Genomic DNA, 10,750 nt, shown 5'->3' with positions numbered 1-10,750 from the left:
GAAAGGGGAAACACCGTTGAGTGAGAGCCGCACGCAGGCCTGGAAGGCGCTGAAGGAACAACCGGCGGAAACACTGGCAGAGCTTTTCGCCGCCGATCCTGACCGGGTGGCCAAGCTCTCCGCGCGGTTGCCAATTGGCGCGGGTAGCGTGTTGTTCGACTGGTCCAAGACCCACCTGACCGATGGCCTGCTCGACGGCTTCGAAAATCTCGCAGCGGCATCGGGTTTCGCCGAGATGCGCCGCAAGCTGTTTGCGGGTGAGGTGGTCAACCCGACTGAAAAGCGTGCTGCCGAGCACTCGTCGCTGCGCGGTGTGGGCAAGGAAGCGAGCGTCGAAGAGGCGGCTGCCTTGTGCGCGCGGATGCGGCTGCTGGTCGAGGCGATCCACGAGGGCGCCTTGGGCGAGGTCCGCCATTTGATCCACATCGGCATCGGCGGTTCGGCGCTCGGCCCGGCCTTGGCGGTCGATGCCCTGGCGCGCGATCTGGCGCTGGTCGATGTCCATGTGGTCTCGAACATCGATGGCGTCGCGCTCGAGGCGGCCTTCGCGGCTTGCGATCCGGCGACCACGTTCGTCGCCGTCGCCAGCAAGACCTTCACCACCATCGAGACCATGACCAACGCCGCAAGTGCGCTCAAGTGGCTGACCGACAACGGCGTGTCCGATGCCTATGGCCGAGTGATTGCGCTGACGGCTGCCCCGGAGAAAGCGGTGGAATGGGGCGTCGACGAGACGCGCATCCTTCCGTTCGCCGAAAGCGTGGGCGGACGCTATTCGATCTGGTCCTCGATCGGCTTTCCCGTGGCGATGGCCGTGGGCTGGGAGGATTTCCAGGCCATGCTCGATGGCGCGGCCACGGTGGACGTGCACTTCCGCGATGCCGATGGACGCGCCAACATGCCGCTGCGCGCCGCCTTCGCCGATCAGCTCTATACCCGCCTCAAGGGGGCCCAGACCCGCGCCGTCTTCGCCTACGACGAAAGGCTGCGGCTGCTGCCGAGCTACCTCCAGCAGCTCGAGATGGAATCGAACGGCAAGAGCGTGACGGCCGAAGGTAAGCCGGTCGATGGGCCGACCGCGCCGATCACCTGGGGCGGGGTAGGCACCGATGCGCAGCACGCGGTGTTCCAGTTGCTTCACCAGGGCACCCACCTCGTGCCGGTGGACTTCATCGCCAGCATCGCCCCAGGCGATGAACTCGACCCGGCGCATCACCGCATCCTGCTGATGAACTGCTTTGCCCAAGGCGCGGCGCTGATGGCCGGCAAGGCCAGCGACGACCTCGCGCGCGCCTATCCCGGCGACCGGCCGAGTGCGACGATCCTGGTGGACGACCTCGACGCTGCCACGCTGGGTGCGCTGATCGCCTTCCACGAGCACCGGACGTTTGCCAACGCGGTCCTGATGGGGATCAACGCCTTCGACCAGTTCGGAGTCGAACTGGGCAAAGAGATCGCCCGGAAGATCGAGCAGGGCGGCGAAGGCTTCGATGCCAGCACGGAAGCGCTGCTGGCGGCAGCGGGCCTTGGCTAAAGGCTGGAGCAAAGGACCTGCATCAAGAGAGAGTCCCGTCTTGGGAGAGGGTTATGAAACACGCATTAGCGATCGGATTGGCAGCAGGAATCTTGTTTCAGGCGGTCCCGGCCTCGGCCGATAGCGGACCTCCGATCCTTGGCACCTGGGCGGTCGACGTAACCAAGCTGCCGGTCCCGCCCGAGGCGCGGCCGAAAAGCGTCATGATCACCTTCAGCGATGCCGGCGAAGGCAAGTACCGCTCCAATGTCGACATCATCCTGGCCGATGGCAGCGAGAGCCACGGCGTGGCGATCTATCCGCTCGATGGGACGGCCGCCCCTGCAACCGGGAGCAGCGAGGCCGACACGGTCGCTGTGCGGACTCCGGAGCCGAACGTATTGGTGATGGCGCTGAGCAAGGGCGGGGTGCCCGGTTCGATCCGCATCTACACCGTCGCTCCCGACGGCAACTCGCAGACTGAGACGGCCGTCTACTACAACGAGAACGGCGTCCCGGTGATGCGGACCAACTACTTCACCCGCGTACGCTAGGCGCTCGGCTGCGGCGCCTCGTGCGCGGGCATCGGTAGCAACAGGCCGATCAGCGGCAGGACGACCATTCCGGCGCCTGAGGCCATGATCGCGCTTGCCACGCCATAGTCCTCGGCAAAGTGGCCCCACAGCCAGCTGCCGAACGCGATCCCACCGAAGGTGACGGCGCTCGCGAGTGCGACGATCCGCCCAACCACCTCGCGCGGGGCCCACAGCTGGGCAGCGACGGAGAAGCCTGACAACGCCTGGACCCACCCGGCGCCGGCGAGGACCAGCAGTGCAACCATGGCGCCCAGGCTCGGTTGAAGAGCGACGCCGACGCAGGCGAGGCCGTAGATCAAGCCGGCGGTCCGGGTGATCAACTCGGCCGAATAGCGGGCGCGGAAGAAGGTGGCGCTCGCCGCTCCGAGCACCGCGCCCGCGCCCAGTGAGCCAAGGAGGACGCCGTATACGGTGGAGCCGCTGTGCAGCATGTCCTTCGAGACCAGCGGCATGAGCGCCCAGGCGGCGGCACCGGTCATCGTGAAGGTCAGGGCGCGCAGCAGGATCGTGCGGATCTGGGGCGTGGTGGCAGCGTGGCGCAGGCCCTCGGCGATCATCGAGCCCAGCGGGCGCCGGTTCTGCGGCAGGTCCTGCGTGGGGCGCCAGCGCAAGTAGATGGCGATGGCGATCAGATAGCTCGCGGCGTTGACCAGGAACGCGGCCGTCGAGCCCCCGAACGAAACGATCGCGCCGCCCATGGCCGGGCCGACAGCGCGAGCCGTGTTGAAGATCAGGATGTTGAGCGCCACGGCGGCAGCAAGCTCCGCACGTGGGACAGTGCTGCCGATCGACGCGCCCATCGCCGGGCTGAAGCAGGCGATGCCGCAAGCCAGCAGCGCGGTAAGGATAAGTACCGGAACAGCCGGTGCATTACCCGACAGCGCCAGCCAGGCAAGCACGAGCGAGATCAGCAGCATGCCCGTCTGCGCTGTCAGGATGATCCGCCGCCGGTTGTGCATGTCCGCCCAGGCGCCCGCGGGTAAGGCCAGCAGCATGATCGGCAAGTTGATCGCCGTCTGCACCAGCGCGACGATATCGGCGGGCTCACCGCCGGCAGTGAGCAGCCAGGACGCACCGACCGACTGGATCGCGTTACCGAGATTGGTCAGCAGCACGCCCGCCATAGCGAGCGCGAACACGCGATGGGCGAGGGGGCTGAACGTAGCGGAGCGGGTCATCGGCCGAGGCGGATAAACGGGACGATCATCGGTACGCGAGCGCGATATTGTTCGTAGCCGCCAAGCTCACCTTCGAGGAACCGCTCCTCGACCTTGGCCTTGAGCGCGAAACCGAGCGCGAACAGCGCAACGCCGGCCAAGGCCCATGGCGTTCCTCGGAGAACGGCCATCGCCAGCGCCGCCGCGATGAGACCGGTGTAGATCGGATGCCGGACAAGGGCATAGGGCCCGGTCTCGACCACGCGGTGGTCGGCCATGCGCTCGACGCCGCCCGACCACAGTTTGCCGAGATGGATCCGGGCCCACCATGCGAACAGGATGCCGCCAGCCGTCAGTGCTATCATGGACCAACCGAGCTTGGGCGTGACTGGCCATAAGATTGGTCCCGCAAGCCGCGGCAGGCCATTGAAGATCAGAAAGAACCCCAGCACGATCACTACAAAATGCAGCCGGTAATCGCGGCGCGGTGCCTTGACCGTGGGTTGGCTGTGCCAGAGCGCGGCGATGTGCCAGGAGACGAGCCACACGGCCCATAAGCCAATGGCGATCTTGATAAAGTCCCCTCGCATTCACGCCCCTCTCGGACTGTTAGATGCTCTCTCGAAGCTTTCGAAGATTACTAGTTCACGCAAGATTCGATTGACATTTCGCAACTGCGAAACCATATGGCCGCCATCGAAGCGCCTCGGCAGCGTGAACTGGCGGACAAATCCGCCCCGGCCGCGCTTCGTTCTTTAGCCAAAGAGCTTCCCTTTTCACGCGGGTCGTTCAGCCACCCGCTGACGCGCGCCGTTACGGCTGCGCGCCGACGCATATATTGCGAGTTTAGAATTTAACATGACATTTGAAACACTCGGGCTGTCGCAGCCCGTACTCCAGGCGCTCGAGCTCAAGGGCTACGGGCAGCCGACCCCGATCCAGGAACAGGCGATCCCTTACGTGCTCGACGGCCGCGACCTTTTGGGTATCGCGCAGACCGGCACCGGCAAGACCGCGGCTTTCATGCTGCCGTCGATCGACCGCCTGGTCGCCTCCGACAAGCGTCCGAAGCCGCGCACCTGCCGTATGCTGGTGCTCGCTCCGACGCGCGAACTGGCTGGCCAGATCGCCGAGAGCGCCCGTGAATACGGGCACTTCTCGCACCTCAAGGTCGTCACCGTGTTCGGTGGCACCTCGGTCAACAAGAACCGTCAGGACGTGGCGCGCGGCGTCGACATCCTGATCGCCACTCCGGGTCGCCTGGTCGACCTGACCGAACAGAACGCGCTCGACCTGTCGCAGGTCGAAATCCTCGTGCTCGACGAAGCCGACCAGATGATGGACCTCGGCTTCATCCACGCGCTGCGTGCGATCGTCCGGCTCTTGCCGAAGCAGCGCCAGACGCTGTTCTTCTCGGCCACCATGCCCAATGCGATCAAGCAGCTGGCCGGCCAGTATCTGTCCGATCCGGCGCAAGTCTCGGTCACTCCGGCTGCCACTACCGCAGAGCGCGTTGAGCAGTACGTCTGCTTCATTGGCCAGCCCGAAAAGCAGGGCCTGCTCACGCTCACGCTGCGCGCAGGCTTCAAGGCCGGCGAGATGGACCGCGTGCTCGTGTTCACCCGCACCAAGCATGGTGCCGACCGCGTGGTGAAGAAGCTCGTCCAGAGCAACATCCGCGCCAACGCCATTCACGGCAACAAGAGCCAGCCGCAGCGCGAACGCGCGCTCGACGAGTTCAAGCAGGGCAGCGTCAAGGTGCTGGTGGCGACCGATATAGCGGCTCGCGGCATCGACATCTCGGGCGTGAGCCACGTGGTCAACTTCGAGCTGCCCAACGTCGCCGAGCAATACGTCCATCGCATCGGCCGCACTGCGCGTGCCGGGCGCGAAGGCGTGGCGATCAGCTTCTGCGCCAATGACGAGCGCGACTATCTGCGCGACATCCAGCGCCTGACCAAGGTCACTCTCGACCAGGTGCCGCTGCCTGAAGGTCTGCGTGAAGAGGTCGCGATCGTGGCCAAGCACGCCGAGCCGGTACGCGGTCCGCGTCGCCAGCCCGGCCGCGGTCAGCCGCCGCGCCGCGATACCCGTACCGAAGCCCAGCGCGATGCGCGCGGCGAAGCTCGGGTCGAACCGCGTGGCGAGCGTCGTCACGGTCAAGCCAACGGTCAAGGCGAACGTCGTCCGGCTCACGCCGGTGGTCAAGGCGAACGTCGACCTGCTCACGGTGCTGGTCAAGGCGAACGTCGTCCTGCTCACGGTGCTGGACAGGGCGAACGTCGTCCGGCTCACGGTGGTGGTCAGGGCGAACGTCGTCCGGCTCACGGTGGTGGTCAGGGCGAACGTCGTCCGGCCCACGGTGGTGGACAAGGCGAACGCCGCGAACACAACGGCGGTGGCCAGGGCGAACGTCGCCAAGGTCACGGCGGTGGCCAGGGCCGCCCGGGCGGCAAGCCCGGCGGTCATGGACATGGCGGTCCCGGTGGCAATGGAGGCAATCGCCGCCGTGGCGGCCGTCCGAGCGGCCCGCGCGCCGTAGAGGGCTGATCTAGACGTCTGCGAATTTCTGGGCCGAAGGGCCGCTATTTTCCCGGCTTGCCACTCCGCTGCGCGCTATCGTCGCGGAGTGCGGCAACGGCGGCCTGCTTAAACTGGTCGACGGGGACGGTGCTGAGGTCCGCTTGCGGACCAAGGCCCAGATGTTCGCGCAAGGTCAAAAGGACCCGGCGGTTCGCGTAGCTATGCGCGTCCTCCGGGTCGTCCCCCTGATTGCCGGCAAACTTGGCCAGCAGCCGGTCGCGGTTCGCGTTGGCGAGAGCGAGCTCGGCAAGCTTTGCGCGATATTCCAATTGCCAGCCCAACAGATCCGGAAAGCGCTCGTAGTCGCCGAAATGCTGGCTTTCATGCCCCAGGAAGCTGACCGTGAAATTCTCATCGGTCAGAGATTCGTATGATGGCACGATGACATAGAGCCCATCTCGCGTAGCCCACCCTCCGGTTCCCGTCCGCTCGCAGGAGAGATAGCTGCTCCATCCCTGGCTCTGGAAATCGTTGAGATAGAAGACGTGCGTCTGCACAGTGCCTTCAGGCAGTGTGACGCTCTCGATCTTGGCATCCTCTTTCGACCAGACAATCAGATCCTGGAGCCGGCCGGTCTGTCCGTTGATCAGGTGAAAGCCCGAGGCTTCGAGCCGCGCCTTGGTCTGCTCAAGCAACATCTCGAGGTCGAGCGTGTCCGAACCGAGCAGGCGGCCGAGCTGTCCACGAAGCTTTTCAAGTTCGGCCTCGCGTTGATCGGGAGCCATGACGCTGCGCCGCCAATACTCTCGATAAAGGCCAAGGACTTCTCCGGCGAAAGCATCGGGTTGTCCGGTGGTCGGGGAGACGAGAGCTTGAGCAAGCGTCGGACCGTCCAGGCGCGCCAACACACATTCCCGGAACTTCACATCCTTTGGGTCGAGCCCATCGGCCGGAATACCCGCCAGAAGTTCGCGCGCTCGTTTCCCATCCGCTTGCAAGAGGGCAGACAGCGTGGCGGTGATCGCTTCGTCCGTCTGCGACTGTTGTGCCTCCGCCGGAGCAGGGGCCAGCGCGACGTTCGCCGCGAGCAGCATTGAGAAGATGATCGATCGCATGGTTCGTCCTCAGTCTCACGACAATCAGTGCGCAGGGCTTCAGATATCCCGCGTTGCATCGCAAGCCCTCCGCAACATGAGTGAACGGCTCGTCCGCGCTGGTTGCCCAACGCCCTGGCACCCGCCATATGCCCCGCACCTTCACGGAGCGCGTACATGGCTGACTACGATTACGACCTCTTCACCATTGGCGCCGGATCGGGCGGGGTAAGGGCCAGCCGCATTGCGGCCAGCTATGGCGCCAAAGTGGCCGTGGCAGAGGAATACCGCGTCGGCGGCACCTGCGTGATCCGCGGCTGCGTGCCCAAGAAGATGCTCGTCTATGGCGCCCACTTCGCCGAGGACCTGCAGGACGCGAAGAACTTCGGTTGGTCGGTCGAGAACTGCACTTTCGACTGGAAGGTCCTGCGCGACAACGTGCTCAAGGACGTCGACCGGCTCAACGGGCTCTACACCCAGACGCTCGAGAACAACAAAGTCGAGATTATCGCACAGCGCGCGGTCGTCACTGGACCAAACGAAGTCACCCTGGGCGACGGGACCAAGGTCACCGCCAAGTACATCCTCATCGCCGTCGGCGCGCGTCCGCACGTCCCGGGTTGCCCCGGCCATGAGCACGGCATCACCTCCAACGAGGCGTTCCACCTAGACGAACTGCCCAAGCGCATCCTGATCGCCGGCGGCGGCTACATCGCCAACGAATTCGCCGGCATCTTCAACGAGTTCGGCACCCATGTGACGATCATCAACCGCAGCGACAAACTACTGCGGGGCTATGACGAGCAGCTGCGCGACCGGCTGCTGCAGATCTCGCTGACCAAGGGGATCGACTTCCGCTTCAACGCCGAGTTCCGCGGGATCGAGAAACTTGAGAACGGCGTGCTCAAGGTGTCGATGACCAACCATGATCCTCTCGAAGTGGATGCTGTGATGTACGCCACAGGACGCGTGCCCAACACCGAGGGGCTCGGCCTCGCCGAAGTCGGCGTCGAGATGGGCGACAAGGGCGAAATCAAAGTCGACCGCTTCAGCAAGACCAACATCGACAGCATCTATGCCGTCGGCGATGTGACCGACCGCGTGCAACTCACTCCGGTTGCAATCCGCGAAGGCCATGCCTTTGCCGACACCGTGTTCGGCAACAAGCCGACCGCCGTCGACCATTCCTGCGTGCCGAGCGCGGTGTTCAGCCATCCGCCGATGTGCGGCGTTGGCATGACCGAGAGCGAAGCGCGCAACAAGCTGGGCTCGGTCAAGGTTTACACCTCGGACTTCCGCTCGATGAAGAACGTCCTCGCGGGGCGCAACGAGCGCAGCCTCTACAAGATGATCTGCGATGATGCGGACAAGGTGGTGGGCATCCATCTGCTTGGGCCCGACGCGCCTGAGATCCTGCAAGGCGCGGCGGTTGCGGTAAAGGCCGGTCTGAGCAAGGCCGACTTCGACGCGACCATGGCGATTCACCCGACCATGGCCGAAGAGCTTGTGCTGATGCGCTGATCCTCCCCCGTGCCGGGGAGGATTGGCAATCGCCGCTCCTGGCTCTACCCCCTGCACCAGGGCAGCAGGGAGAGCATATTGTCCGCCAACATTCCCGAACTCGAACGCCGCCGTGCAGCCGCCTTGCTGGGCGGGGGCGAGAAGCGGATGGCGGCGCAGCATGCCAAGGGCAAGCTGACCGCGCGTGAGCGGGTCGAGGTGCTGCTCGATGCCGACAGTTTCGAAGAGCTCGACATGTACGTCGAGCACAACTGCACCGACTTCGGGATGGAAGCGCAACGCATCCCGGGAGACGGCGTCGTCACCGGCAGCGGCACGATCAACGGGCGGCTGGTTTTCGTGTTCTCCCAGGACTTTACCGTGTTCGGCGGCTCGCTCTCAGAGCGTCATGCGCAGAAGATCTGCAAGGTCATGGACATGGCGATGAAAGTCGGCGCGCCCGTGATTGGTCTCAACGACAGCGGTGGCGCGCGTATCCAGGAGGGTGTCGCCAGCCTCGCCGGCTATGCCGAGGTGTTCCAGCGCAACGTGCTCGCAAGCGGGGTCATCCCGCAGCTTTCGCTGATCATGGGACCATGCGCGGGCGGGGCGGTCTATTCGCCGGCGATGACCGACTTCATCTTCATGGTGAAGGACAGCAGCTACATGTTCGTCACCGGCCCCGACGTGGTGAAGACCGTCACCAACGAAGTCGTGACCCAGGAGGAACTCGGCGGCGCGGTAACGCACACCACCCGCACCGGCGTCGCCGACCTGGCGCTCGAGCATGACATCGAGGCGCTGATGGCGGCGCGCGACTTCATCTCGTTTCTGCCCGAGAACAACCGCAGCGGGGTTCCCGTGCGGCCGACCGAGGACCCGTGGGACCGTGAGGAAGACAGCCTCGACACCTTGATCCCGGCGAGCGCGAACCAGCCCTATGACATGCACGAGCTGGTGCGGAAGGTTCTCGACGAGGGCGAGTTCTTCGAGATCCAGCCTGCGCACGGAGCCAACATCATCTGCGGCTTCGGCCGGGTCGAGGGGCGTACGGTGGGTGTGGTGGCCAACCAACCGATGGTGCTCGCCGGTGTGCTCGATATCAACGCCTCGAAGAAGGCCGCGCGGTTCGTGCGTTTCTGCGACGCGTTCGAGATCCCGATCCTGACGTTCGTCGACGTCCCCGGCTTCCTACCCGGCACCGCGCAAGAGCATAACGGCATCATCAAGCACGGCGCCAAGCTGCTGTTTGCCTTTGCCGAGGCGACCGTGCCCAAGATCACCGTGATCACCCGCAAGGCTTACGGCGGGGCTTACGACGTCATGGCATCCAAGCACTTGCGGGGGGATTTGAACTACGCCTGGCCGACGGCCGAGATCGCGGTGATGGGGGCCAAGGGCGCGGTCGAGATCATCTTCCGCGGCCTCTCGGCAGAGGAGATCGCGGAGAAGACCAAGGAATACGAGGACCGGTTCGCGAACCCGTTCGTGGCCGCGTCGCGAGGGTACATCGACGAGGTGATCTATCCCCATGCGACGCGGAAACGGATCGCGCTGGGATTGCGGAAGCTGCGGGGGAAGCGGTTGGAGAACCCCTGGAAGAAGCACGACAATCTACCGCTATGAGGACGGGCCCCGTTAGGACTCCCTTGGTGGGCTTGCGGTACTATTCGGCATGAACTGGTACTTCCCCCTCATCCCGGCGATCCTCATCGCGATCCTCTTCTGGGCGATCCGTGAGACACTCCGAACCGGTAGAGTCCAGAAGATGGGCATGACGGTAAGACGCACGGAGCAGCCGATCACGTTTTGGGCTTTCGTTGTTACCCAATGGTTCTGGCTCACGATGATGCTGGTCGTGCTCGGTATGTGGGGCGTCGACTTCAACGGGATGCGGACCGGGTAGGGCGATGCCCACGATCTTCACCATCGGTTACGAGCAGGTGACTCAGGCCGCGGTGGTTTCGGTGCTCAAGGAGGCCGGGGTCGAGGTGCTGGCGGATATACGCTACCTCCCGCTGTCGCGCCGGCCGGGGTTTTCGAAAAGCTCGCTCAAGGCCGCCGTCGAAGAGGCGGGGATCGGGTACCGGCATTTCAAGCAACTCGGCACGCCGGCGGAAGGACGAGCGGCAGCTCGCCGGCATGACCATGCGGAGTTAGCGCGGGTCTATGCCGGGCAGCTCGAACTGCCCGAGGCGCTGGCCCAGATGGCCGAACTCAGAGCGTTGGCGGAGGAAAAGCGGGTGGCGCTGCTGTGCTACGAGCGCGACGCGGCGGAGTGCCACCGCTCGCTGTTGTTCGATGCGTTGTTTGCCGATTTTGCGCGAGTGGATTTAGAGCCAGTGCTAGCCTGAACCCTCCCCAAAA

The 10,750-nt window shown here is 64.7% G+C and carries 10 protein-coding genes; 7 read left to right on the top strand and 3 right to left on the bottom strand.

Going from position 1 to position 10,750, the window contains the following annotated elements:
- Positions 1-16: 16 nt before the first annotated feature.
- Positions 17-1,534 (top strand): glucose-6-phosphate isomerase, encoded by a 1,518-nt coding sequence (pgi, locus tag ASD76_RS05935; protein ID WP_055922999.1) that lies wholly within the window; start codon positions 17-19, stop codon positions 1,532-1,534.
- Positions 1,535-1,587: 53 nt separating this feature from the next.
- Positions 1,588-2,067: a hypothetical protein gene (locus ASD76_RS05930; protein ID WP_156457553.1), complete on the top strand. Its 480-nt coding sequence runs from the start codon at positions 1,588-1,590 to the stop codon at positions 2,065-2,067.
- Here ASD76_RS05930 and ASD76_RS05925 read toward each other — a convergent pair.
- Entirely contained in the window at positions 2,064-3,287 is a 1,224-nt protein-coding gene (locus tag ASD76_RS05925; protein WP_055919805.1) for an MFS transporter, read from the bottom strand. The genes ASD76_RS05930 and ASD76_RS05925 overlap by 4 nt on opposite strands.
- Positions 3,284-3,856 carry a methyltransferase family protein gene (locus ASD76_RS05920; protein ID WP_055919802.1) on the bottom strand — a complete coding sequence of 191 codons (573 nt, stop codon included), beginning with the start codon at positions 3,854-3,856 and terminating at the stop codon, positions 3,284-3,286. The genes ASD76_RS05925 and ASD76_RS05920 overlap by 4 nt, the downstream gene beginning before the upstream one ends.
- Positions 3,857-4,124: 268 nt before the next feature.
- On the opposite strand from ASD76_RS05920, the gene ASD76_RS05915 reads away from it, so the two are divergent.
- Positions 4,125-5,816, top strand: a complete 1,692-nt coding sequence (locus ASD76_RS05915) for a DEAD/DEAH box helicase (protein ID WP_082553621.1) — start codon at positions 4,125-4,127, stop codon at positions 5,814-5,816.
- 35 nt (positions 5,817-5,851) lie between these two features.
- On the opposite strand, the gene ASD76_RS05910 is transcribed toward ASD76_RS05915, so the two are convergent.
- Positions 5,852-6,883, bottom strand: a complete 1,032-nt coding sequence (locus ASD76_RS05910) for a hypothetical protein (protein ID WP_156457552.1) — start codon at positions 6,881-6,883, stop codon at positions 5,852-5,854.
- 177 nt (positions 6,884-7,060) lie between these two features.
- Between ASD76_RS05910 and gor the strand changes: the two genes are divergently transcribed.
- The 4 genes from gor to ASD76_RS05890 all read left to right on the top strand — a co-directional run bounded on the left by gor (position 7,061) and on the right by ASD76_RS05890 (position 10,737).
- The gene (gene gor, locus ASD76_RS05905) at positions 7,061-8,404 is read left to right on the top strand and encodes a glutathione-disulfide reductase (protein WP_055919796.1); all 1,344 of its coding nucleotides are present in this window, start codon (positions 7,061-7,063) and stop codon (positions 8,402-8,404) included.
- 78 nt (positions 8,405-8,482) lie between these two features.
- On the top strand, positions 8,483-10,009 hold the full coding sequence (locus ASD76_RS05900; RefSeq protein WP_055919793.1) for an acyl-CoA carboxylase subunit beta: 1,527 nt from the start codon (positions 8,483-8,485) through the stop codon (positions 10,007-10,009).
- Between the two features lie 49 nt (positions 10,010-10,058).
- Positions 10,059-10,289 (top strand): hypothetical protein, encoded by a 231-nt coding sequence (locus ASD76_RS05895; RefSeq protein WP_055919790.1) that lies wholly within the window; start codon positions 10,059-10,061, stop codon positions 10,287-10,289.
- Between the two features lie 4 nt (positions 10,290-10,293).
- Positions 10,294-10,737 (top strand): DUF488 family protein, encoded by a 444-nt coding sequence (locus tag ASD76_RS05890; RefSeq protein WP_055919787.1) that lies wholly within the window; start codon positions 10,294-10,296, stop codon positions 10,735-10,737.
- The last annotated feature ends 13 nt before the right edge of the window (positions 10,738-10,750 follow it).

It is taken from the genome of Altererythrobacter sp. Root672, from assembly GCF_001427865.1.
In the GTDB taxonomy this organism is placed as follows: Bacteria; Pseudomonadota; Alphaproteobacteria; order Sphingomonadales; family Sphingomonadaceae; genus Croceibacterium_A.
This window is presented reverse-complemented; position numbering and strand designations above follow the sequence as displayed.

Coding starts and splice junctions, on each gene's coding strand:
- ASD76_RS05915 (WP_082553621.1), top strand. CDS start 4,125: ATGACATTTGAAACACTCGGGCTGTCGCAGCCCGTACTCCAGGCGCTC.
- ASD76_RS05910 (WP_156457552.1), bottom strand. CDS start 6,883: ATGCTGCTCGCGGCGAACGTCGCGCTGGCCCCTGCTCCGGCGGAGGCA.
- gor (WP_055919796.1), top strand. CDS start 7,061: ATGGCTGACTACGATTACGACCTCTTCACCATTGGCGCCGGATCGGGC.
- ASD76_RS05930 (WP_156457553.1), top strand. CDS start 1,588: ATGAAACACGCATTAGCGATCGGATTGGCAGCAGGAATCTTGTTTCAG.
- ASD76_RS05895 (WP_055919790.1), top strand. CDS start 10,059: ATGAACTGGTACTTCCCCCTCATCCCGGCGATCCTCATCGCGATCCTC.
- ASD76_RS05920 (WP_055919802.1), bottom strand. CDS start 3,856: ATGCGAGGGGACTTTATCAAGATCGCCATTGGCTTATGGGCCGTGTGG.
- ASD76_RS05890 (WP_055919787.1), top strand. CDS start 10,294: ATGCCCACGATCTTCACCATCGGTTACGAGCAGGTGACTCAGGCCGCG.
- ASD76_RS05925 (WP_055919805.1), bottom strand. CDS start 3,287: ATGACCCGCTCCGCTACGTTCAGCCCCCTCGCCCATCGCGTGTTCGCG.